The 22,305-nt window shown below is 56.7% G+C and carries 19 protein-coding genes, 1 tRNA gene and 2 riboswitches; of the genes, 9 read left to right on the top strand and 11 right to left on the bottom strand.

Annotated elements, in window-relative coordinates; genetic code table 11:
- Positions 1–281: 281 nt before the first annotated feature.
- Both lysC and argA read right to left on the bottom strand, forming a co-directional pair.
- Positions 282–1,619 (bottom strand): lysine-sensitive aspartokinase 3, encoded by a 1,338-nt coding sequence (gene lysC, locus B6S09_RS06145; RefSeq protein WP_094277623.1) that lies wholly within the window; start codon positions 1,617–1,619, stop codon positions 282–284.
- Positions 1,620–1,685: 66 nt separating this feature from the next.
- Positions 1,686–1,857: riboswitch (Lysine riboswitch) on the bottom strand.
- A gap of 77 nt (positions 1,858–1,934) precedes the next feature.
- Complete coding sequence (gene argA, locus B6S09_RS06140; protein WP_094277622.1) at positions 1,935–3,263, bottom strand: amino-acid N-acetyltransferase; 1,329 nt, start codon at positions 3,261–3,263, stop codon at positions 1,935–1,937.
- Between the two features lie 318 nt (positions 3,264–3,581).
- Here argA and nhaD point away from each other — a divergent pair, with 318 nt between their 5' ends.
- Positions 3,582–5,027: a sodium:proton antiporter NhaD gene (gene nhaD / locus B6S09_RS06135; RefSeq protein ID WP_094277621.1), complete on the top strand. Its 1,446-nt coding sequence runs from the start codon at positions 3,582–3,584 to the stop codon at positions 5,025–5,027.
- 54 nt (positions 5,028–5,081) lie between these two features.
- Here nhaD and B6S09_RS06130 read toward each other — a convergent pair whose 3' ends face one another.
- The 5 genes from B6S09_RS06130 to nagB all read right to left on the bottom strand — a co-directional run bounded on the left by B6S09_RS06130 (position 5,082) and on the right by nagB (position 9,357).
- Complete coding sequence (locus B6S09_RS06130) at positions 5,082–5,645, bottom strand: TMEM165/GDT1 family protein (RefSeq protein ID WP_094277620.1); 564 nt, start codon at positions 5,643–5,645, stop codon at positions 5,082–5,084.
- Positions 5,646–5,664: 19 nt separating this feature from the next.
- A riboswitch (yybP-ykoY riboswitch) is annotated at positions 5,665–5,845 on the bottom strand.
- A gap of 45 nt (positions 5,846–5,890) precedes the next feature.
- Positions 5,891–6,208 carry a translation initiation factor gene (locus tag B6S09_RS06125; RefSeq protein WP_094277619.1) on the bottom strand — a complete coding sequence of 106 codons (318 nt, stop codon included), beginning with the start codon at positions 6,206–6,208 and terminating at the stop codon, positions 5,891–5,893.
- Complete coding sequence (locus B6S09_RS06120; RefSeq protein ID WP_094277618.1) at positions 6,205–7,419, bottom strand: ROK family transcriptional regulator; 1,215 nt, start codon at positions 7,417–7,419, stop codon at positions 6,205–6,207. The genes B6S09_RS06125 and B6S09_RS06120 overlap by 4 nt, the downstream gene beginning before the upstream one ends.
- Positions 7,416–8,558 (bottom strand): N-acetylglucosamine-6-phosphate deacetylase, encoded by a 1,143-nt coding sequence (nagA, locus tag B6S09_RS06115; RefSeq protein WP_094277617.1) that lies wholly within the window; start codon positions 8,556–8,558, stop codon positions 7,416–7,418. The genes B6S09_RS06120 and nagA overlap by 4 nt, the downstream gene beginning before the upstream one ends.
- A gap of 4 nt (positions 8,559–8,562) precedes the next feature.
- The gene (nagB, locus tag B6S09_RS06110; RefSeq protein ID WP_094277616.1) at positions 8,563–9,357 is read right to left on the bottom strand and encodes a glucosamine-6-phosphate deaminase; all 795 of its coding nucleotides are present in this window, start codon (positions 9,355–9,357) and stop codon (positions 8,563–8,565) included.
- A 58-nt stretch (positions 9,358–9,415) separates the two neighbouring features.
- Here nagB and nagE point away from each other — a divergent pair, with 58 nt between their 5' ends.
- On the top strand, positions 9,416–10,942 hold the full coding sequence (gene nagE, locus B6S09_RS06105) for an N-acetylglucosamine-specific PTS transporter subunit IIBC (RefSeq protein ID WP_243832755.1): 1,527 nt from the start codon (positions 9,416–9,418) through the stop codon (positions 10,940–10,942).
- Positions 10,943–11,184: 242 nt separating this feature from the next.
- Positions 11,185–11,367, top strand: a complete 183-nt coding sequence (locus B6S09_RS06100) for a hypothetical protein (RefSeq protein ID WP_094277615.1) — start codon at positions 11,185–11,187, stop codon at positions 11,365–11,367.
- Between the two features lie 67 nt (positions 11,368–11,434).
- On the opposite strand, the gene B6S09_RS06095 is transcribed toward B6S09_RS06100, so the two are convergent.
- Positions 11,435–11,510 (bottom strand) — tRNA-Asn (locus B6S09_RS06095).
- A 140-nt stretch (positions 11,511–11,650) separates the two neighbouring features.
- On the opposite strand from B6S09_RS06095, the gene uvrB reads away from it, so the two are divergent.
- From uvrB to B6S09_RS06080, 3 genes are all read left to right on the top strand, one after another.
- Entirely contained in the window at positions 11,651–13,651 is a 2,001-nt protein-coding gene (uvrB, locus tag B6S09_RS06090) for an excinuclease ABC subunit UvrB (RefSeq protein WP_094277614.1), read from the top strand.
- Between the two features lie 66 nt (positions 13,652–13,717).
- Entirely contained in the window at positions 13,718–14,518 is an 801-nt protein-coding gene (locus tag B6S09_RS06085; RefSeq protein WP_094277613.1) for a helix-turn-helix domain-containing protein, read from the top strand.
- 51 nt (positions 14,519–14,569) lie between these two features.
- Positions 14,570–15,496, top strand: a complete 927-nt coding sequence (locus B6S09_RS06080; RefSeq protein WP_094277612.1) for a TlpA family protein disulfide reductase — start codon at positions 14,570–14,572, stop codon at positions 15,494–15,496.
- 60 nt (positions 15,497–15,556) lie between these two features.
- On the opposite strand, the gene B6S09_RS06075 is transcribed toward B6S09_RS06080, so the two are convergent.
- Positions 15,557–16,024: a CreA family protein gene (locus tag B6S09_RS06075; RefSeq protein ID WP_094277611.1), complete on the bottom strand. Its 468-nt coding sequence runs from the start codon at positions 16,022–16,024 to the stop codon at positions 15,557–15,559.
- A gap of 183 nt (positions 16,025–16,207) precedes the next feature.
- Between B6S09_RS06075 and nrdG the strand changes: the two genes are divergently transcribed.
- Positions 16,208–16,663, top strand: coding sequence for an anaerobic ribonucleoside-triphosphate reductase activating protein (gene nrdG / locus B6S09_RS06070; RefSeq protein ID WP_094277610.1), 456 nt, complete (start codon positions 16,208–16,210; stop codon positions 16,661–16,663).
- Positions 16,660–18,432 carry an anaerobic ribonucleoside-triphosphate reductase gene (gene nrdD / locus B6S09_RS06065; protein WP_094277609.1) on the top strand — a complete coding sequence of 591 codons (1,773 nt, stop codon included), beginning with the start codon at positions 16,660–16,662 and terminating at the stop codon, positions 18,430–18,432. The genes nrdG and nrdD overlap by 4 nt, the downstream gene beginning before the upstream one ends.
- Positions 18,433–18,479: 47 nt before the next feature.
- Here nrdD and corA read toward each other — a convergent pair whose 3' ends face one another.
- Positions 18,480–19,427, bottom strand: a complete 948-nt coding sequence (gene corA / locus B6S09_RS06060; RefSeq protein WP_094277608.1) for a magnesium/cobalt transporter CorA — start codon at positions 19,425–19,427, stop codon at positions 18,480–18,482.
- Positions 19,428–19,606: 179 nt separating this feature from the next.
- Here corA and B6S09_RS06055 point away from each other — a divergent pair, with 179 nt between their 5' ends.
- On the top strand, positions 19,607–20,104 hold the full coding sequence (locus B6S09_RS06055; RefSeq protein WP_243832756.1) for a DUF922 domain-containing protein: 498 nt from the start codon (positions 19,607–19,609) through the stop codon (positions 20,102–20,104).
- A gap of 128 nt (positions 20,105–20,232) precedes the next feature.
- Here the strand turns inward: B6S09_RS06055 and mnmC are convergent, their stop codons facing one another.
- Positions 20,233–22,224, bottom strand: coding sequence for a bifunctional tRNA (5-methylaminomethyl-2-thiouridine)(34)-methyltransferase MnmC2/FAD-dependent 5-carboxymethylaminomethyl-2-thiouridine(34) oxidoreductase MnmC1 (gene mnmC / locus B6S09_RS06050; protein ID WP_094277607.1), 1,992 nt, complete (start codon positions 22,222–22,224; stop codon positions 20,233–20,235).
- Positions 22,225–22,305 lie beyond the last annotated feature (81 nt).

The following is a 22,305-nucleotide window of genomic DNA, read 5'->3' as shown; positions in this document are numbered from 1 at the left end:
CTGAATGCTTTACCGATGTGCGTGCCGCCAAAGCTTTCAGACATCCTTCTTTTCAGAGCTGGCTGATGCATCTCGGTAAACAGCTTCTAATAAGCCGGCAAGTTAATGAATACATATGACATTACGATGACGAAAAACTGGAAGTGAAGTATTGAAGAGAGCTAACGACGCTCTCAAATAGATAGAGGGAACAAACGTTACTCGATGTTCTGAAAGAAAAAGCAGCGTTGATGAGTGCAACGCTGCTTCTTAAAGTTTTATAGCTCCGGCCGAAGGCCGGGTTACGCCGGCAACAGTTCCTTATGCAGATCGGCAATCACCTGATTGGCGTTCTCTTCGTCTACCAGGAAGCAGAAGTTGTGCGGGCTGGCACCGTAGCAGATCATGCGAATATTGACGTCATTCACCGCCTGGAACACCCGAGTAGCGGTGCCGCCGGCTTCGCTCATGCGGTTGCCAATCAGGGCCACCAGCGCCAGACCGTCTTCCACCTTGAGGTGGCAGTGCCTGGCCAGTTCATCCTGAACTTCCTGGGTCAGCAGCTCGGCACCGGCGTCCAGGGTCAGGGATACACTGATCTCTGAGGTGGTGATCAGATCCACTGAAATTTTGTGCTTGGCCAGAATGCCGAACACTTCGGCCAGAAAACCGTGGGCCTGGAACATACTCTGGCTGGTCAGGGTCAGCAGCACCTGGTTACGGCGCAGGGCCAGAGCCCGGAACAGCGGCTGGCTGGGAGTGCTGTTACGGATCCAGGTGCCACCTTCTTCCGGTGCCCGGCTGGATCCTACGAACACCGGGATCTGACAGCGTACTGCCGGCTGCAGGGTGGCAGGATGCAGCACCTTGGCACCAAAGGTGGCCATTTCCGAGGCTTCGCTGAAGCTGATTTCGGGAATGGCGCGGGCATCGCTGACCAAGCGCGGGTCCGTGGTGTAAATGCCGGGTACGTCGGTCCAGATCTGTACGGCAGCGGCGCCCAGGGCCTCTCCCAGCAGCGCGGCGGAGTAGTCGCTGCCACCCCGGCCCAGGGTGGTGGTGCGGCCATCGGGCGCGGCACCGATAAAGCCTTGGGTCACCACCAGTTGCTTGTCGCACAAGGGGGCCAGCTCTTTTTCCACTTCTGCCTTGAGGGTGGCCAGATCCGGGGTGGCACGACTGAAGCGGTCGTCAGTGCGCATGACCTTGCGGATATCAAACCATACCGCGTTAGTGCCCCGGTGGCGCAGCAGCTCCACAAACAGGCGGGTTGACATCAGTTCGCCCTGGGCCACTATCTCGTCGGCGAGGGCTTTAGTCGGACTGATGGCTGCGCTGTCGGCCAGTTCACGAATGTGACCCAGAATATCTTCAATGTGTCGGGTCAGCATCTCGGGCCGCTGCAGGCTGTCGAGAATGCCGTGTTGAATGTGGGTCAGCTGTTGCAGCATCTGTTCACGTTCTTCCGGGCCATGTGTGCCCGAGGCCAGTGCCACCAGCAGGTTAGTCACGCCGGAGCTGGCGCTCAGTACGGCCAGACGGGTATCTGCATTTTGCTCAAGAATAGCGGCACAACGGCTCATGGCTTCGGCGTCGGCAACACTGGTTCCACCGAATTTGGCTACAACGGGTTGGTTCAAGGCAAGCTCCTTGCTTTGCTTATTAGTTCAAATTTCAGGGGGAACGGCTGAGAAGACATGGAAAGGTCATCAGGAAGCACTCCACCCAACAGGTGACAGCCCGAAGGATTCAGCCTTCGCAGCCGACAACTACCGCAACGCCCACGATAATCGTCTCGGCATTGTTCCCCTGACCGGCGATCATCGGAGTGGCGACTCCTGCTGCCGGCTGCCTGAACAACGCGCCTCTTCTTGTTGCGCCAGCACATTGTACTGGCGCGGCCCTATAACTACTGACTTATGGCATTACTGTCAACGATTATAAGGTGAAATCGTTCAGTTAAGCGCCTTAACCATAATTTTGGAACGGCGTTGAAAGTTATACAGCTTTTGTTTACTCATGGGCAGGGCATTCACATCGTCCGGCTTAAACCCCCGCTCCTGAAACCAGTGAATAGAGCGGGTGGTCAGAATAAACAGCCGGCTCATGCCGCGCTGGCGGGCCTGCTCTTCAATTCTCTGCAGCAGCATATCGCCCCGGCTGCCCTTGCGGTAGTCGGGATGAATGGCCACACAGGCCATTTCTGCCATGCCTTCTTCAGGAAAAGGATACAGGGCCGCGCAACCGATAATGGCACCGTCTTTTTCTATGATGGTGAACTGATCGACTTCCATTTCCAGCTGCTCGCGGGAGCGGCGTACCAGCACACCTTCTTCCTCCATTGGCCGGATCAAATCGAGAATGCCGCCGATGTCATCGATCCGTGCCTGACGGGCCTGCTCGGCGCTCAGACTGACTATCTGGGTGCCCAGACCATCGCGGGTAAACAGTTCCTGAATAAGGGCACCGTCTTCCCGGTAACTGACCAGATGACTGCGGGGTACACCGCCCCGGCAGCTGGAAATCGCGGCACGCAGATAGCGGGCGGTGCCCGACAGGCTTTCGCCATCTTCCAGCAGTTGTTGCAGATGTTCTTCTGCCTGCTCCGGGAACAACTCGGCGATGGCCTCTCCGTTCTCGCTCAGCACGCCGCGCTGGGAACAAAAACCAATCAGCTTATCGGCCTTGAGCTCCACGGCCAGCCGTCGTGCCAGCTCTTCTGAAGACAGGTTAAAACTTTCTCCGGTCACCGAAAAGCCAATGGGAGAGATCAGCACGGTGGCACCATTGGCCAGCTGATGATGAATGGTGTCGGTATGAATGCGACGTACCCGGCCAGAGTGAATGTAGTCAACGCCATCGTCGACCCCCAGGGGCTGGGCGATAACAAAGTTACCGGTCACGACGTTAATACGGGCATTTTGCATGGGGGTGTTTACCAGTCCCATGGACAGGCGGGCAGTAATGTCCATCTGCAGTCCGCCGCAAACGTCTTTGATCACCCGGAAGCTGGGCTCGTCAGTTACCCGGGTATGTTTGTGAAACACGCCACTTAGGCCGGCTTCTGTCAGGCCGCGATCAATCTGGGGGCGGGCACCGAACACGATGACCAGACGGATCCCCAGGCTGGTCAGCAGTGCAATATCACTGATGATGTTGGGAAAGTTGTCCTGATCAATGGCTTCGCCACCCAGCATAATGACAAAAGTAGAACCACGATGGAGATTCACATAAGGGCTGGATTGACGAAACGCCTTGACCAGGGCGGCATCATTTTCGCGCACGGGCTTGTCCTTGCTTGCCTGAAAAACACGGCTTCATCATCGTGAAAATTAATGCAAAAAACAAGACTAAATATACACTTTGTGTCATTCGCTATGATTTATTATTCCGCTTGTATTTATGATGCGGAAAAAGCATGACAGTTGTACGGTCGATCCTGCTGTCCGGGACATAAGGTGCTGCTTTTATGCAAAACTGAGAGCCAGGTCGGCAAACGGATCCGCGCATGACACCCTGCTTTATGTTAGCCTTTTTAAAGAGCTTTGCTGTCGGTAAAAGCTCGTAACTATAGCCAAAACAATATAAAAGCGAGAATAACAATGACAAGGAAACTGTGCCTGTTAACGGGCGGTCTGGCGGCATTTGCGAGTGCCCCGGCCTTTGCGGCCGCCACCGGACAACTGGATCTTACCAGCTCCGGCGTGGGTGTGTTTGCGGTGGCCATTTTTGTGGTGGCCTACCTGCTGGTCATGGGTGAAGAATATCTGCATCTGCGAAAGTCCAAGCCTGTTCTTATTGCCGCTGGTGTTATCTGGACCGTTATAGGCTGGACCTATATGAATAACGGTATTCCCGGTGTTACGGAAGCAGCATTCCGGCAGAATTTGCTTGAATATGCAGAATTGCTGTTGTTCCTGCTGGTGGCCATGACCTATATCAACGCCATGGAAGAGCGGCGGCTGTTCGATGCGCTGAGAGCCTGGATGATACGCCGGGGGTTCAGCTATAAATCGCTGTTCTGGCTGACCGGTTTTCTGGCATTTTTTATCTCCCCTATCGCCGATAACCTGACTACCGCGTTGTTGATGTGCGCTGTGGTCACCAAGGTGGCGGAAGGAGACAGGCGCTTCATCAATTTGTGTTGTGTGAATATCGTGATTGCCGCCAATGCCGGCGGTGCCTTCAGTCCTTTTGGTGATATTACCACTCTGATGGTGTGGCAGGCCGGCATCGTTAAATTCAACGAGTTTTTCATCCTGTTTATTCCCTCTCTGGTTAATTACCTGGTGCCAGCACTGGTAATGAACTTCTTTATTGAAAATCGTAAGCCGGCCGCTCAGTATGAAGACGTAGAGCTGAAGCGCGGTGCCATCCGCATTGTGATGCTGTTCCTGCTGACCATTGCTTCTGCGGTGGCTTGTCATAGCCTGCTGCATCTGCCGCCAGTACTTGGCATGATGACCGGTCTGGGTTATCTGCAGTTTTTCGGGTATTACCTGCGCCAGACCTTGCCGGGCTCACTGGCCCGCAAACGGGCCATGGCTCGCAAGCGTGGCGATGACGAAGCCCTGAAGCGACTGGGCAGCGTGGTGCCCTTTGATGTATTCAGCCGGGTTGCCCGGGCCGAGTGGGATACGTTGTTGTTCTTCTACGGCGTGGTGATGTGTGTCGGTGGCCTGGGGTATATGGGCTACCTGGCGCTGGTCTCTGATTTGCTTTACACCAGTTGGGATGCCGTTTACGCCAACATTACTCTCGGTGTGCTGTCGGCGATTGTGGATAACATTCCGGTGATGTTTGCGGTGCTGACCATGCAGCCGGAAATGTCTCATGGCAACTGGTTACTGATTACCCTGAGTGCCGGTGTTGGCGGCAGCCTGCTGTCCATTGGCTCCGCTGCCGGTGTGGCACTGATGGGGCAGGCCAGAGGCATGTATACCTTTGCCGGCCACCTGAAATGGACCCCGGTGATTGCCTTGGGTTATGTGGCAAGTATTGTGGTGCATCTGTGGCTGAATGCAGGCAGTTTTAATATATACGGCTGATTGCAAAAGGCCCCGCTTGGCGGGGCCTTTTCATCACAGCGGTCCAAAGACTGCCTACCATGGCCACCATAAAGTGCTGATGCCCAGAGCCAGAAAAATGAGTGCACTGATGCCGTGAACCCAGTGCATCGGAATGCGACCGGCCCCTTTGTGACCGATCAGCACCGCCGGCAGGTTTGCAATCATCATGCCCAGTGTTGTACCGGCCACCACCCACCAGAAGTCATCCACAAAACGCGCGGCCAGCAAGGTGGTCGCAATCTGTGTTTTATCGCCAATCTCAGCAATAAAGAAGAGGATAAAGGTCGCGACAAACGGCCCCAGACGATAGAAGCGGTTATCTTCATTGTCGGGTTTGTCGGGGATCATCATCCACACCGCCATGGCGAAGAAAGAGGTCGCCAGCAACCAGCGTAACCAGCGCGGATCCAGCCAGCCTTGTAGCCAGACACCGACACTGCCAGCGAGAGCATGGTTGATGACGGTGGCCAGAAAAATACCGGCAATAATAGGCACCGGCTTTTTAAACCGGCAGGCGAGAACCAGTGCGAGCAGCTGGGTTTTATCACCAATCTCGGCAATCGAGACGGCGAAGGTTGAAGTGGTCAGAGCTTCCAAAGTGATACCAGAGGGGGACAGGTTTGATGATTACCAATGAGCAGACAAGCGGCCGCCCGTCCCCGGTATCGGCTTTTGTCTGTCAAAGGTCTCGTCAAGTCTGTATCAGACCACGGCCACCATGGTGATTTTGCACCAAATATGTTGATGACCGTCTTCGGGCTGGTGCCCGACAGCGACTACTCCCCCTTGAGCAGGGAATGGGTATTCTAGTGATTTGAAGAGCAAGTTCAAGCCGGTTATGTTCAGCCTCCGGCCTGCTTCACATTAAAACCGGCTTTTTCCAGCCATTGTTTTATCTGGTCAAGGCGATCGCCCTGAATTTCGATAACGCCCTTTTTAACCGCACCGCCCGTGCCCAGTTGCTTTTTCAGCTTTTTGGCAACGTCTCCTACCTGGTCAGGGCCAATGCCATATACGCAAATTACCCCGGCTCCTTTACGGCCTTTGGTTTCCCGACGTAAACGTATTATGCCATCGTCAGGAAAGAGGCTGTTCTGCTGACGGTCATTATCCTGTTCCGGCTGCCAGCCGGGATCGGTACTGAATACGATATGACTCATTTTTTATTCTCCAGAATACGTTGTAATAACTCACCTTCCAGCAGCGCGCGTTTGACCAGTGCCAGACCGCCAATGGTCTGGTCATGCTGAAAGCAGGCGCGGATAATGGGCTGGCCCTGATGAAACCCCGGTAAGGACTGATGGGTGATGGCCTGGTTAATAATGGGAAAGACAATGTCTTCTGCGTTGCACAGGGCACCGCTAAGCAAGACTCGCTGAGGGTTGAACAGGTTCACCACGATGGCCAGTGCCTGGCCCAGTCGCTCGGCGGCCCGGCGTAAAATGGCAAGGGCCAGCTGATCGCCTTTGTTTGCGGCTTCACACAGGACATCCATGGTCAGTGTCCGGCCGGCCAGGGTGCTGCAATAACCCTGATCCAGCATCCGGCGGGCCTGACGCAATAATGCGGCATCGGCCACCATGGTTTCCAGGCAGCCGACGTTGCCACAGTCACAGCGTTCCCCCAGCGGGTCTACGTGAATATGACCAATCTCGGCTACATCACGGCCCTGGCTTTTAAAAATGCGGCCCTCGGTGACAATGCCGGCGCCGACACCGTGGTGCACCCTTACCAGCACGGAATCCAGACAATCTTTGGAGGCCCCGAAATAATGCTCGGCCAGGGCCTGAGCCCGGGTGTCGTTACCAATAAAAACGGGTAGTCCGAGCTGACTGCCAAGCTGGCCGGCCAGCGGCACATCGGCCAGTGGGTAGCTGGGATGATAGATAACCCGGCCGTGTTGGGCATCTGTCAGCCCGGGCATGATGACCGCGACGGCCACAATACGGCGCTCGCCGCCGGTTTCTGCGATAAAGTCGGCAATGTGGTGGTGCAGCGCCGCCAGCAGGTTATTCAGTTCACGACGGGGGAAAGGGAGTATCTGCCGGCCGAATTCCTGCCCTGCCAGATTATACAGCGTCAGCCTCAGCTCTTCGCGGCCCAGTTTGACCGACACCAGATAAAAGGGCTGAGTGACTGTGGCCAGCGAAATGGCCCGCCGGCCACCGGTGGAAGCCTGGTGCGCCAGCTCTTGTATCAGTCCTTGCTCCAGCAGGGCCCGGGTAATTTTGGTTACGCTGGCCGGAGCCAGGTGACTGAGTTCGGCAATGCGTACCCGGGAAATCGGGCCAGCATGGTCAATCAGCCGGTATACGGCGGCACTGTTGACCTGCTTAACCAGATCAACGTTGGCAATTTGTCCCCGGGTCATAATGAAAGTCGTCCGTGCTCAATGGTGTTTAATACCCGAAACTGGCTGTCGAGGGCAACCAGATTGGCAATGCGGCCGGGCAGGGCCAGACCAATCTGTTGCTCAAGTCCCAGTACCCGAGCAGGGTTGCAGCTTGCCATGGCCAGGGCATGACCTACAGAAAAACCTGCGTGCTGCACCAGGTTTTTCACCCCTTCCGCCATGGTCAGTGACGAGCCTCCGAGGGTGCCGTCAGCATCCACGCATTTGCCGTTCTGCAAGTACACGGTGGCACCGCAAAAGCTGAACTGGTTAAAACCGTCAGGTGCACCGGCAGCGGCGGTGGCATCGGTTACCAGACACAGTCGATCGCCCAGTACACGATGAGCCAGCCGTACATTGGCATAGTGCACATGGTGGCCGTCCGCGATAATGCCGGCCGCCACACCGGGGGCGTCATATACGGCTCCCACGGCACCGGGCTGGCGGCCGTTGGCGGTGGGGGTCATGGCATTGTAAAGATGAGTGGCAAAGGTGATGCCCGCATCAAAGCCGGCCATGGCGTCGTCATAACTTGCGCCGGTGTGGCCCATCGACAGCCGGATGCCGGCCTGCTTCAGCCGGGTCAGGGTGGCCGGCGGATTCACTTCCGGCGCCAGGGTCAGCATGGCGATAGTGGCGGCGTTATCACATAAAAACGTCAGCATTTCCGTGCTCAGCGGCCGGATCTGTGCTGCCGGGTGAATGCCTCTGCGGGCCTCATTGGTATAGGGGCCTTCCAGATGCAGGCCCGGCACCCGCAACGGATGACGGTAGCGGTACGCGGCCACCATCGATACGGCCTGGCGCATATCCCGGTCGGGGCTGCTGATCAGTGTCGGTAAAAAGGTGGTGGTTCCGGATTTAAGGTTGGTGGCGTGCATATGATCCAGCGTCTCTGCACTGATGTCGTCATTCAGCATGACACCGCCACAGCCATTCAGCTGCAGATCAATAAAGCCGGCACACAGCAGGGCTCCCGGCAAGGCGATTTGTTGTATATCCGCATCCAGATCCTGTTCGGGCAGCAGGGCGTGAATGTGCTCGCCCTGAATAACCACAGCGGTGTTCCGGTGCAGGGCCGTGCCATCAAATACCGTGCATTGGGTCAGGGCATACATATGTTCAGGCTCCGGCTTGAGATTCACGCTGCTGAAAATAACGCAAGGTGCCGACTTTCAGCTCCAGGGTGGCGTCGTCGTCACAGAAGATCAGGCTGTTCGGATGCAGTTGCAGTGCCGATACGGTCCAGAGGTGGTTGACCGGTCCTTCTACTGCGGCCTGCAGGGCCCGGGCCTTGTGGGCCCCGGTGACCAGCAGCACGATTTCTTCCGCTTCAAGCAAATTGGCCACTCCCACGGTTAGTGCGCTGGCGGGCACCTGATCCGGGTCATTATCAAAAAAGCGGGCATTGGCCCGGCGGGTGGAATCGGTCAGTGCCATGACCCGGGTGCGCGAGGCCAGTGAAGAGGCGGCTTCGTTAAAGGCAATATGGCCATCACTGCCCACGCCGCCGAGGAACAGATGTACCGGCCCGTATTGGGCCATTTTTTCCTCGTAGCGGCGGCATTCTGCCGGCAGATCCGGTGCCATGCCATCCAGCAAATGGATGTTTTCCGGCGCAATATCAAGGTGCCGAAACAGATGCTCATGCATAAAGGCATGATAGCTCTGCGGATGTGACGGAGGCAGGCCGGCATATTCATCCATATTAAAGGTGATCACATGACGAAAACTGACCTCACCGGCCCGGTACAGGCGGACCAGCTCGCGGTAGGTGCCGAGCGGAGTGCTGCCGGTAGGTAACCCCAGCACAAAGGGGCGATCTTCGGCAGGAGCAAAACGGTTAATGCGGTCAACAATATAGCGGGCGGCGCGTTGGCCGAGTTGTTCGGGGCTGGCCAGGGGGATCAGGCGCATGTTTAAACCTATAGTGATGGTGTTGTTTCTATCATAAAAAAAGTGTCGTTTTCTTACCATGGCCAATCGTCTGGCACCGGAATATCGGGAGAGCACCATGATGGGATATCTGCAAACCCTCGGAAAAGCACTGATGCTGCCCATCGCCACCTTGCCGGTTGCAGCATTGCTGCTGCGTCTGGGCCAGCCGGATCTGCTGAGTATACCTTTTATGGCCGCCGCGGGCGGCGCCATCTTTGATCAGTTGCCGCTTCTTTTTGGCCTGGGCATTGCCGTGGGGCTGGCCAAGGATGATGCCGGCTCGGCCGCGCTGGCAGGGGCGGTGGGTTACTTTGTGCTGACCGGGGCTGCGGTCACCATTAATGACGCGCTGGATCTGTCCTTTTTCGGCGGCATTATGGCCGGCGTTATCGCCGGGCACAGCTATAACCGTTTTCATAAGGTGCGGCTGCCGGATTACCTGGGCTTTTTTGGCGGTAAGCGACTGGTGCCGGTGATGACCGGCCTGTTTTGCCTGCTGGCAGCCTTCATTGTCGGCTATGTGTGGCCGCCGGTGCAGCAGGCCATCGATACCTTTGGCCATGGCGTGGCGGACTCCGGTTCACTGGGGCAGTTTGTGTACGGGGTGCTGAACCGGGCCTTGATCCCGCTGGGGTTGCATCATGTGCTTAACTCACTGTTCTGGTTCGGGCTGGGTGAGTGCGTGAAGATCAGCTATGAGATGGCCGGCAGTCTGCACAATATTTGTCTGGCCCCGGCGCTGGCGGACACGTTCAGGGTGGGAGGGGCCGTTCCCGGTGTGAGCGGCGGCACCATTACGCAGATTGCCGCTGAGGTAACCCGGGGAGATCTGAACCGTTTCTTTTCCGGCGACCCGATGGCCGGGGTGTTTATGTCCGGCTTCTTTCCGATCATGATGTTCGGGTTGCCGGCAGCGGCGCTGGCCATGATAGCGGCCGCTCCCAAAGGAAAGCGGGCCCGGACCGGCGGCTTGTTGCTGTCGTTGGCATTGACCTCGTTTCTGACCGGCATTACCGAACCACTGGAGTTTACCTTTATGTTTCTGGCTCCGGTGCTTTATGGCATTCACGCCCTGTTGACCGGGTTGTCGCTGGTGGCGGCCAATGCGCTGGGCACATTGCATGGTTTTGGTTTTTCCGCCGGCCTGTTCGATCTGGTGCTGAACTGGGGGATGGCTACCCACCCCTGGCGTCTGCTCGGACTGGGGCTTGTCAGCGGTGTGGTGTATTTCACTGTCTTTTACGTGGTGAGCCGCCGCCTTGGTCTGGTAATGCCCGGACAGGAGCCTGCTGCTGCTGATCAGCTGCCGAGCCGGACCGGCTGCGAGCAGGCCGACGCTTTCATTGCTGCCCTGGGCGGTGCCGGTAATCTGGAGCATGTTGAGGCCTGCATTACCCGGCTGAGACTCCGGCTGAAAGATCCGGCTCTGGTTAATGACAGCAGGCTGAAAGCGTTGGGTGCCCGGGGCGTTATTCACCTTGGCGGGCAGGGAGTGCAAGTGGTGCTGGGAGCGCAGGCCGAGCCGGTGGCAGCGGCAATCCGCAACCGGATAACATCAACATAATGATGTTTTTGAGTATTTGAGCAGGCATTGCATCTCAACTGGAGGAAATTACGTATTATGTGGGCGTTTCCAGTGCCGGAAGGTCCATTATGTTTGTTAAAAGACAAGAATTATTCTTCCGTTTTTGGCGGCATCACCAGTGGAAAATCTTTGTTCCGTTCGGCGCTCACTGAAACCCGGGTTATGCACAGCGCCCGGAAGCCTTGTACTCACAGGGGTCGCGAAGGTTATCCACGGATTCTGTGGATAAGGTTGTGGATTTTATGATTGAAACCGGTGAGAAGCCAGACAGGGCGCGGCTTTCAATTGAAGCGGTAAAAAAACAGTCAAAAAATAAATTGAGTAAAATCAAGGGTTTAATTAATGCAGCAAAAAAATCCCGCTCGGTTTTTAAGCACCGGCGAGGATTGGAGCAAAAGCACTAGCATGTGGTTTTTGCAAATAAAATCGTGTTGATGAAGTGGATAACTCAGGTGCCCTGGAGGCAGAAGTTGGCTCCCCCTGCTGGACTTGAACCAGCGACATACGGATTAACAGTCCGCCGTTCTACCGACTGAACTAAGGGGGAATCTCGTGAAGAGGACGCGAATAATACGCTTCCGATTTGTCAGGGTCAAGCCCCCGAATGAATTTTTAGGTTCGGGGCTGCTTTTTGCCTGAAACCTCGGTTCAGAGGTACACTGAACCGGCATTCGAGGAGGCAGGCACATGAGTAAAACATTTCAACTGGTGAGCGATTATCAACCCGGCGGTGACCAGCCTGCCGCCATTTCACAGCTGCTTGACGGCATCGAGTCCGGGCTGGCGCACCAGACCCTGCTGGGGGTCACCGGCTCGGGCAAAACCTTTACCATGGCCAATGTGATTGCCACTCTTAACCGGCCGACCATGGTGCTGGCGCCCAACAAGACGCTGGCGGCCCAGCTCTACGGTGAGATGAAAGAGTTTTTCCCCCATAACTCGGTGGAGTATTTCGTTTCCTATTACGATTACTACCAGCCCGAGGCCTATGTGCCCACCACCGACACCTTTATTGAAAAGGACGCTTCGATTAACGATCACATCGAGCAGATGCGGCTGTCGGCTACCAAGGCGCTGATGGAACGGCGTGACGTGATTATTGTGGCCTCGGTATCGGCCATCTATGGTCTGGGGGATCCCCAGTCTTACCTCAGCATGATGTTGCACCTGCGCACCGGTGATGTGCTGGAGCAGCGGGACATGCTGCGCCGGCTGGCGGAGCTGCAATACAGCCGTAATGACGCCGCTTTTCAGCGCGGTACCTTTCGTGTCCGTGGCGAGGTCATCGACATCTTTCCTGCCGAGTCTGACGATCAGGCGGTGCGGGTGGAATTATTTGACGACGAAATCGAACGCATCAGCCTGTTCGATCCGCTGACCGGTGCCGTGTTGCAGACGCTGGCACGCTTCACCATCTACCCCAAAACCCACTACGTGACCCCGCGGGAAACCCTGATGGCGGCCATTGAGCACATTAAAACCGAGCTAAAGGATCGCAAGGCACAGTTGCTCTCGGCCAATAAGCTGCTGGAAGAGCAGCGCATCAGCCAGCGAACCCAGTTCGATATCGAAATGATCCAGGAGCTGGGCTATTGTTCCGGCATCGAGAACTACTCCCGCTATCTCTCGGGCCGGGCCGAAGGTGAGCCGCCGCCGACCCTGTTTGACTACTTGCCGGGCGATGGGCTGCTGATTATTGATGAGTCCCATGTGACCGTGCCCCAGATAGGGGGGATGTACAAGGGCGACCGCTCGCGCAAGGAAACCCTGGTGGAATACGGCTTCCGGCTGCCGTCGGCGCTGGATAACCGGCCCCTGCGTTTTGAAGAATTCGAAGCTTTGATGCCGCAAACGGTGTTTGTATCGGCCACCCCTGGCCCTTATGAGCTTGACAAATCCGGCGATGATATCGCCGAGCAGGTGGTACGGCCTACTGGCCTGCTCGACCCTGAACTGGAAGTGCGCCCGGTGGCCACTCAAGTGGATGATCTGCTGTCGGAAGCCAGGCTCCGGGTGGAACGGGGAGAACGGGTACTGGTGACCACACTGACCAAGCGTATGGCAGAGGATCTTACCGAGTACCTGAATGAGCACGGCGTCAAGGTGCGCTACCTGCACTCTGATATTGATACCGTGGAGCGGATGGAGATCATTCGCGATCTGCGACTGGGTGAGTTCGATGTGCTGGTGGGCATCAACCTGCTGCGGGAGGGTCTGGACATGCCGGAAGTGTCCTTGGTGGCCATTCTCGATGCGGACAAAGAGGGCTTTTTACGCTCCGAGCGCTCCCTTATTCAGACCATCGGCCGGGCTGCCCGAAACCTCAACGGCAAGGCGATTCTGTACGCCGATCGTATTACCCGCTCCATGGCTGCCGCTATCGGGGAAACCGAACGCCGGCGGGCCAGGCAGCAGGCCTTTAACGAGGAAAACGGTATCGTGCCGAGGGGGCTCAATAAACGCATCACGGATGTGATGGATCTGGATGGCACCAAACGGGTGGGATCCAAACGGGCGAAAGAGAAAACGCCGCTGCCGGAGCACCTGCCCAGCGCCAAAGAGCTTAGCCACCAGATTGATGAGCTGGAACAGCAGATGCTGGCTCACGCCCAGAATCTGGAGTTTGAGCAGGCGGCCGACATGCGGGATCGTATTCATGCATTGCGCGAGCAGTTAATACGAAGCTGAGCGGTACATTCATGAAATGGAGCCAGTCCCTGCCGGTGGCCCGTACACCGGGCAGGGTAACCAATAATGCGTGAGCAGCGGCAGCAGGCCTTTCGCTACCTGGGCTTTCGGCGCTTTTTGCCAGCCCCGGGATTGAGTGACTGGGTAGCCTGTTTCTGGGCCATCGGGGAGGGAAGCGATTTTCCTTATGGCTCCGTTGAAACCACCTATCCGGATGGCGGTTGCAGTCTGACAGTGATCCTGGACGGTCCTCAGCGTGGTGCCCGGATCGAGTTCAATCGTCAGACCGAACGCTCGCTGTTCCTGGCCGGCCCCCGCTGTATCAGTGCCCGGCTCAGGCCCGGTGCGCTGTTTCACCTGTTTGGCGTATCGCCCACCGAGTTGCCCACGGGCACGGTGGATGCGTGCCAGTTGTTGCCTTTGGCCGCCGGGGCCCGGTTGAGCCGGTTACTGGCGATGATGTCAGGCCTGGCTGTGGTCCCGGCTATCGCGCTGCTGGAGCAATGGCTGAGTGGCGAAGTGCAGCGGGCGGGCTGCCTGCCGCGCACGGCCCAGGTGTTGTCCTGGTTGCAGCAACCGGATATGCGGGTGGCTGAGGTGGCATGCCGGCTCGGCCTCAGCAACCGCACTCTGGAGCGGCGAATGATGCAGCAGGTTGGGCTGACCCCGGGATTTTACCAGCTGTGCCTGCGTATGCTGGCGGCGCGGCAACAGCTGGCCCGGCCGGACACGCCGTTATCGCAGGTGGCACTGACGTGCGGTTATTACGATCAGGCCCACTTCACCCATGCTTTTCGCCGTTTTACCGGCAGTACTCCGGCCGGATACCGTAAGCGCAAGTTGTCGCAAATTTACAAGGCACCCTGATGGCGTTCGTTCACACTCAGCGTGAACGTATCACCACGGAGAGTCTTTGCAATGACAGCTACCCTCGCGCGCCTTTGTCTGGCGCTTTGTCTGACCTTGTCTTTACCCGCCTGGAGTCAGGTTCCGGACTATCAGCATATCGAACTGACCGATTTTGCCACCGGGACGCCAGCCCGTCTGGCAGAGCTGGATTCTGACAAACCCCTGTACATCAAGCTTTGGGCAACCTGGTGTCAGCCCTGCATGCAACAGATGCCCCATTTTGAGGAGCTGCAAAAGCGCTTTGGCGAGCAGATCAACTTTGTGGCGGTGAACATCAATATCAATGAGCGGCCGGGCCGGATAAAAAGCGTGATCAGCAAGTTCGGGCTGACCATGCCGGTCTGGCTGGATAAAAAAGGCCATCTGGCGCTGGCATTGGGACTGGAAGGAACACCTTATTCGGTATTGCTTAACACCCGGGGAGAGACCGTGTACACGACCCATGAGTCGGATGCCGCGCTTGATGATGTCCTTGCGCAACTGGCGGACGGACAGCCTTTGCCTGCCGTCGCCACCGGGGTGATTGACGCCGGGCAAAAGGCGCGTCTGCTGACACCCTGGCAGCAGGGGGAACATCTGGTGTTTTTTAGCGCGACCTGGTGTGACTGGTATCTGGAAGCATCACGACCCAATATGGCACAGCGTTGTAAGGTGGTGCAGCAAGGGCTGAGTGAACTGGTGCAGCAATTGCCCGATGCGTCCTGGCAGGGGGTGGTGAGTCATCTGTGGACCGATGACAAAACGATGAACGATTTCGTGGCCCAGTATCAAATGACGATCCCCTTCCTGATCGACCACCATGGTGTGCTGTTTCATGAATTTGGCGTGCGTGAACTGCCGGTATTGTTAAAAATACGGGACGGTAACGTGGTGGCCACCGTTGATGATTTCTCCTCCATCGCAGCGATCAGGGAGCAGCTCGCGACATCTCGGTAGGCACCAGGCCAGGGTGCGCCACAGTGGATTAACCGGGGGCCGTTGGCCCCCTTGTGATGTTCAGGGGGTAACGGGGGGCTGGTAGGCCGCAGTACCCCACAGGGGCACAGTAGACATGGAATGCTTGTAGCTGCCGCTGGTTTCCTTGGTGCTGTAGGCGATATACAGCAGACTCTGGCTGGTCTCATCATAGATCCGGCGAATCTTCAGGCTTTTCAGAAAAATACTTTTGGATTTTTTGAAAACGATTTCACCGCTTTTGGAGCGATCAATGCCGGCAATCATGGCCGGTGTGACTTCCCCGGTCTGACGGCAGCTGATGGACATGTCGGAGGGATCAGCCAGATCCAGGTCGGCCACGATGTTGGACATATGGCAGGTCACACCGGGCACCTGCGGATCGGTCAGTACCTCTATCTTGATGTCTTTGGTGGTAAACAGCCCCAGCGACACGTCACCCACCTCGTTGTTATCACAGCCGGACAGCCCCAGCGCCACTGCCAGCACGGTCAAATATCTGTATTTCATGCCATTTCCTGTTGGTAATGATAGTGACTTGATAACACATGAGCGGCTTGTGGGCCAGCCGCTCGCGTTACTGTACAAGCTTGATCCAGATCAGTGAAAGGAAGGATCGCATTATTGCGGAATTACAATATGTAGTGTGTTGGGTTATGTTTCTGGCACAACATATAGTTATTTGGGCAATTTATGCTGAACGCTTTTGAACCCAGAGTGGTCCTGCAGGAAGTGCCGGGGGAAGTCAGCCTGGCCTGGCTGGTGACCGGCTGTCCGCTGGCCTGCCCCGGCTGTCACAGTCAGGACAGCTGGGATCCCGGAGCCGGCACGCCATTAACACCGGAGCGGCTGGATTACTGGCTTGAGCATTATCGTTCCCTGGTGAGCTGTGTGTTGTTCTTTGGCGGAGAATGGGATCGTCACGCTCTGCTGGCGTTGCTACGGCAATGTCGCAGCCAGGGGCTTAAAACCTGTCTTTATACCGGTAAGGAACATGTATCCGGCCTGCTGATGGCCGAGCTGGATTACCTTAAAACCGGTGCCTGGCAGGCGGAGCTTGGCGGACTTGGTTCTCCTGATACCAATCAGCAACTGCGCTGCCTGAACAGCGGCGAGTTGCTTAATCATCATTTCCGGAGAGCACCATGATCCGTCTGCAACCCGAGCAGCTGCAAGGCAAACTGGACAGTTTTTATCGTTATATGATGGCGGCCAATGCCGCCGATGCATCCGGCATGGATCCCAATGCCAATGTGACCCACAAGAATATTGCCACTGCCGAAGCAGAGCTGATGAAGGACTTCTTTGTGCAGGTAAACCGGGGGCTGGTGAAGAACAAGATTGCCGCCTTGTTCGGCGAGGCGCTGGCGGCCGAGTATGAGCGTCAGATTGAAGACCACGAAATCTACGTGCATGACGAAACCAGTCTCAAGCCTTACTGCGTGTCCATGACCATGTATCCCTTTTTGCTTGATGGCCTGACCAGGCTGGGCGGGGAAAGCCGGGCACCGCGCCATCTGGAATCCTTCTGTGGTGCCTTTGTGAATCTGGTGTTTGCCGTCAGCGCCCAGTTCGCCGGTGCGGTGGCCACGGTGGAGTTTCTTGCTTATTTCGATTATTTCGCCCGCAAGGATTACGGTGACGATTACCTGAACCAGCATGCAAAGGCCATCGATAATCACCTGCAGCATGTGGTGTATGCGATTAACCAGCCGGCGGCGGCCCGGGGCTACCAGAGTGTATTCTGGAATATCTCCCTGTTCGATAAAGACTATTTTGCCAGTCTGTTTGAGCATTTTGTCTTTCCTGATGGCACTGCACCCGATGCCGGCTCGGTGCGGCGGTTACAGGCTTATTTTCTGAACTGGTTTAATGAGGAGCGCCGGCGGGCTGTGCTGACCTTTCCGGTGGTCACCGCCGCCATGCTGACCAGAGACGGTGCACCCGCTGACGATGAGTTTGCCGCTTTGTGTGCCGGGGAAATGAGCCGGGGGAACAGCTTTTTTATTTACATGTCGGACAGCGCCGACTCGCTGGCATCCTGTTGCCGGCTGCGCAATGAAATGAGTGACAACACCTTTTCCTACACCCTGGGGGCCGGAGGAGTGGCCACCGGCTCCATTAATGTGATCACCCTGAACATGAACCGGCTGGAGCAGGATGATCGAGATCTGGATACCGAGGTACGGAAAATTCAGCGTTATCAGGTGGCCTATCGCCGCTTGATGGAGGAGTTTCAGCAGCAGGGGTTGCTGAGCGTGTATGACGCCGGTTTTATCAGCCTCGACAAGCAGTTTCTGACCATTGGCGTAAACGGCATGGTGGAAGCGGCGGAGTTCCGGGGGATCCGTGCCGGCAACAACCCCGGGTACCGGACGTTTGTGCGGGAGCGGCTGAAAGTGATCTATGACGCCAACCGGCAGGCGCGGCAGGAATACGGTTATCTGTTTAATACCGAATTTGTACCCGCCGAAAATCTGGGGGTGAAAAACGCCAAGTGGGACAAAGCCGACGGATATGTGGTGCCCCGGGATTGCTACAACTCTTACTTTTATGTGGTGGAAGATGATGACACGCAGGTCCCTGACAAGTTTGTGCTGCATGGCAGCGAGCTGGTGCAGTTTCTGGATGGCGGCTCTGCGTTACACCTGAACCTGGATGAACACCTGTCTCAGCAGGGGTATTTGCAGCTGTACCGGCTGGCGGCACAAACCGGCTGTCATTATTTTACCGTGAACGTGCGCAGCACCCTGTGTAATGACTGTGGTCATATCAGCAAGCATACCGACTGGGAGTGCAGCGAGTGCGGCAGTCACAATATTGATCATGCTACCCGGGTTATCGGCTATCTGAAGCGGGTGTCGGCCTTCAGTACCGGTCGCCAGCAGGAGCACGGCCGTCGCTTCTATCACCTATAAGGCGAAGGCCGGGGAGATGTGGTCATCATGCTCCCCGGCCCGTGTCGTCAGAGCCAGCCTTTGCGTTTAAAGAAGTAATAGGTGCCGCAGGCCGACAGCAGCATCAGCACCAGCGACATCGGGTAACCGTATTTCAGCGCCAGCTCGGGCATAAACGCAAAGTTCATGCCGTAGATGCTGGCAATCAGGGTGGGCGGCAGAAACACCACCGCGGCCACCGAGAAAATCTTGATCACCTTGCTTTGCTCCAGGCTGGTGAAGCCCATGGCTGCTTCCAGCTGGAAGTTGATCTTGTCGAACAAAAACTGAGTATGAGGCAGCAGCGACTCAATGTCGTAGAGCAGCTCGTCTATCCATCTGCGCTGTTCGTCGCCCGCCAGCTTGCGTAATGAACGGCGGATAAAACGCAGTGCCCGACGGGTGTCATACAGTGCCAGACGAATATGCCCGTTGCCGTCTTCCTGCAGCATCAGGTTCGACATGGTTTCACGCAGATCTTCAACGTGCAGCACTTCCTTGGCAGTGTCTTCCAAGGTTTTGTAGCCGTCTTCGATCAGGTCGGAAATATACTCGATTTTCAGCTGAAAAATTTCCAGCAGTAAATCGAGGGCATCTTCTACTTCCAGCCGGTCGTGGCGCATGTAATGGCGCAGCAGTCGCATCAGGCCCAGATCGTCTTCCCGGAAGCTGATCAGCATGTTCTGTCGCAGCGTGAACAACACGTTAATGCCATCAATTTCCTTGCCCAGCCGCTGAGGAAACAGGGAATGAATGTGCAGGCCGTCTTTATCGCGATAAAAACGGGCCGACGCTTCAATATCATCCAGTTCGTCAAGCTCGGGCACTTCTTCCACGAACAACTGCTTCATCCAGCTCTGTTCTTGTTCATCGGGCTTGTGAATATCCAGCCACAGGGTATTGGCCGGCGGTTTGTCGCTCAGGCTCAGAGGCTGAATTTCAAGGGATTTACCATTCAAGGTATAGGCTGTGATCATGCAGTACTCCAACCAGTCATACTTGTTTGCACTATATCGGGCTGTGCGGTGCTTGTCAGGCTGAGGACACAGCCGGCACCGTCAATTGCGGTCTTTTCGACCGTAGACTCAAATGACTTGAGACGTCAGCGGGTTTATAATCATCCTATCCGTTTCTGCGCCGTACGGGAGAAAGCGTGGTGAAAGTCGTTTCTTTTGCGTTGCTTACATTGCTTGCCTTGCCGGCGTTTGGTGCCATGGAGCTGAAGGCCCGGCAAACCGTGGACGTATACGGTTCAGCAGCGCTGCAGCCCAGTCTGGCTGATGTAGATTACAGAATGTCGTGGCAGCTGAGCGGAGAGCAGTATGAAGCGGGCTGTGTGCCGTCTCAGGTGCTGGTCTCACTGACCGCGACCGTGACCGAACCGCTGGAATGGCCTCAAACGCCCGAATGGCAAAACTACCGGCTGGCGCTGACTGCCTACGAACGGCTGGTCCGGGAACGCGCCTTGCTGGCGGCCGAATGGCTTGAGCGCTCCCTGTTTGAGATTGCCCCTCAGGCCGATTGTGCACGACTGCACCAGGTGGCCGACAATGTGGGCTACCACCAGCTCGGTATTGCTCAGAGCCTGCTGCAGGACTTTCAGCGCCGGCACGACTTTGGCCGTCAGCTCGGCCTGATCCGCCCGGCAGAATAACCCCTTCGGGGAGCTGTAAGCCGGCTTGTCTATGGTTGGTTGGCGATGAGCGAAGCGAATCCCAACATTGGCACCGGCGCGGGCAGCAAGAATGTTGGGACAGGTCCCAACCTACCCGCTTACAGCTTTTATAAAGGTTTTCCTTTCAGCAATTTTCGCAGCCAGTGCCGGTTCGGGTTAAGCGCATCCAGCACATGGCGGCCCAGTGGCAGGGGCTCATTTAACAGTTGTGAAGCCAGCAACTCTGCCAGCAAGGGGGCCGAACACAATCCCCGGGAGCCCAGACCGGCCAGTACATACAGGCCGGCATGATCCACTGCCAGAGGGAACGCCTGATCCGCCCGTTTGGGCATATCTTCATAATCAGCGAGATGGGCCAGGTGGTCAGGAGCGGCACCGGCCAGCGGCAGGTGATCCCGGCAGGCGGCACGAATACCCACCCGGCCGGCACCGGGCAGTGCCTTGAGATCTGCCAGGGCGGGCAGGGTGGCACGCAGTTTTTCCAGGTTATCGGCTTCATCGTCGTCACGGTAATCGAGCCCGGCATCACGGCGATCGTAGCTGGCACCCACGCAATGCATGTCTTGCCAGGCAGGGGTAAGGTAGCCTTCATAGCACACGACGGTATTCAGCCCCTGCAGTGAAGGGGCCGTGGGCTGATGGTTGACCTGACCGCGCACCGGATAAAGTGCCAGTGCCGCAGTTTGCTCAAGGGCGGTCAGGGCATGGCCATTGGCGAGCACCACATTGCCGGCACTGAATGTCTGCTCGCCGTCTGCTCCGTGCGCCTGCACAAGCCAGCCGGTCTCCGTGCGCGCAAGACGGGTGACGGTGGTATTGAAATGGCATTCAACATTATCGGCATCTGCCAGCAGGGCGCCAGTCAGTTCATAAGGGCACACCCAACCTCCCAGCGGATAGTCCACACCACTCAGGTTGGCCTTGATGCCGGTGCGGGCATTGACCTCGTCTGCAGATAGTGAAGTGACCAGTTCATCCGGAAAGCCTCCTGCCATCAGCTTGTCGATTTTTTTACCGCTTTTATCATCGTGAGACAGTTGCACTACGCCGCACCAGTCGTGGGTAAAAGGCTGGCGCTGAGCCAGGCGCTCAAGTTCGCGCCGGCCATAAAGAAACGCGGGCAGATAGAATTGGCTCAGGGTGTCGTGATCACCATTTAATAAAGGATAAATGGCACCCTGCCTGTTACCCGAGGCTCCCTGAGCGGTTTGGCTGGCCTGTTCCAGCAGGGTCACTCTGTGACCGCGGCGAGAGAGTGTGCGGGCCAGCGCCGCTCCGGCCACGCCGGCACCCACAATCAGCGTATGCTCACTCTGGCCGGGTCGCCGCCAGTACCAGGGAGCAGGGCAGGGCAGGCGCGGGTTGGTACGGCGATAACCGGCCAGCATTTCCCGTTTGCGGCCAAAGCCTTTTACCCGTTTTACATCAAACCCGGCTTCAATCAGCCCCCGACGTACAAAGCCCGCTGCGGTAAACGTGGCCAGTGTTGCGCCGTTGCGGGCCAGTCTGGCCAGCTCGCCAAACAATTCGGGGGTCCACATGTCCGGATTTTTCCCCGGGGCAAAGCCATCCAGGTACCAGGCATCGACTCTTCCGGCCAGGCCGGCATCCATTTGTGGCAAAACGTCGGCCACATCGCCCAGCCACAGATCCAGGCAAACATCACCCGCAAGCTGCAATCTGTGACAACCGTCAACTAGCACCGGATATTCAGCTAACATATGTTCACTTAAAATGGTAAGCTCTGGCCATTGGCGCAGGGCGAGCTGCAAATCGTCGCGGGAAAGCGGAAACTTTTCTACGCTGATGAAGTGCAGCCGGCGTGTACGACCCTGAGGATGCTGCCGTTTGTAGTCGGTAAAGGCTTTCCAGGTTGCCAGGAAATTCAAGCCGGTCCCGAAGCCGGTTTCCGCCACCACGAACAGGTCGCGGTCGTGGCTGGCAAAGCGTTGTGGCAAGCCGTTATTACCAATAAACACATAACGGGTTTCAGCCAGGCCGTTATCGTTGGAAAAATACACATCGTCAAAGGCGGTGGCGACCGGGGTTCCCTGGTCATTCCAGTCGAGATGGGCGGTGGTAATAAAGCGGTGAGACACTGAGCGCTCCGGGGCCGGAAAAAACGGTCATTTTATGTGAAAGCTGACCAGTTTGGCCATGCTTTGTGGTTAGAATTGGCA

Origin of the sequence: Oceanimonas baumannii, assembly GCF_002245495.1 — a bacterium.
GTDB classification, from domain to species: Bacteria; Pseudomonadota; Gammaproteobacteria; order Enterobacterales; family Aeromonadaceae; genus Oceanimonas; species Oceanimonas baumannii.
Note: the sequence above shows the minus strand (reverse complement) of the source record. Positions and strands in the feature narration are given on the sequence as shown.

Coding starts and splice junctions, on each gene's coding strand:
- uvrB (WP_094277614.1), top strand. CDS start 11,651: ATGAGTAAAACATTTCAACTGGTGAGCGATTATCAACCCGGCGGTGAC.
- nagE (WP_243832755.1), top strand. CDS start 9,416: ATGGCCAATCGTCTGGCACCGGAATATCGGGAGAGCACCATGATGGGA.
- nhaD (WP_094277621.1), top strand. CDS start 3,582: ATGACAAGGAAACTGTGCCTGTTAACGGGCGGTCTGGCGGCATTTGCG.
- nagB (WP_094277616.1), bottom strand. CDS start 9,357: ATGCGCCTGATCCCCCTGGCCAGCCCCGAACAACTCGGCCAACGCGCC.
- nrdG (WP_094277610.1), top strand. CDS start 16,208: ATGCTGAACGCTTTTGAACCCAGAGTGGTCCTGCAGGAAGTGCCGGGG.
- nrdD (WP_094277609.1), top strand. CDS start 16,660: ATGATCCGTCTGCAACCCGAGCAGCTGCAAGGCAAACTGGACAGTTTT.
- B6S09_RS06120 (WP_094277618.1), bottom strand. CDS start 7,419: ATGACCCGGGGACAAATTGCCAACGTTGATCTGGTTAAGCAGGTCAAC.
- B6S09_RS06075 (WP_094277611.1), bottom strand. CDS start 16,024: ATGAAATACAGATATTTGACCGTGCTGGCAGTGGCGCTGGGGCTGTCC.
- corA (WP_094277608.1), bottom strand. CDS start 19,427: ATGATCACAGCCTATACCTTGAATGGTAAATCCCTTGAAATTCAGCCT.
- B6S09_RS06085 (WP_094277613.1), top strand. CDS start 13,718: ATGCGTGAGCAGCGGCAGCAGGCCTTTCGCTACCTGGGCTTTCGGCGC.
- nagA (WP_094277617.1), bottom strand. CDS start 8,558: ATGTATGCCCTGACCCAATGCACGGTATTTGATGGCACGGCCCTGCAC.
- B6S09_RS06080 (WP_094277612.1), top strand. CDS start 14,570: ATGACAGCTACCCTCGCGCGCCTTTGTCTGGCGCTTTGTCTGACCTTG.
- B6S09_RS06125 (WP_094277619.1), bottom strand. CDS start 6,208: ATGAGTCATATCGTATTCAGTACCGATCCCGGCTGGCAGCCGGAACAG.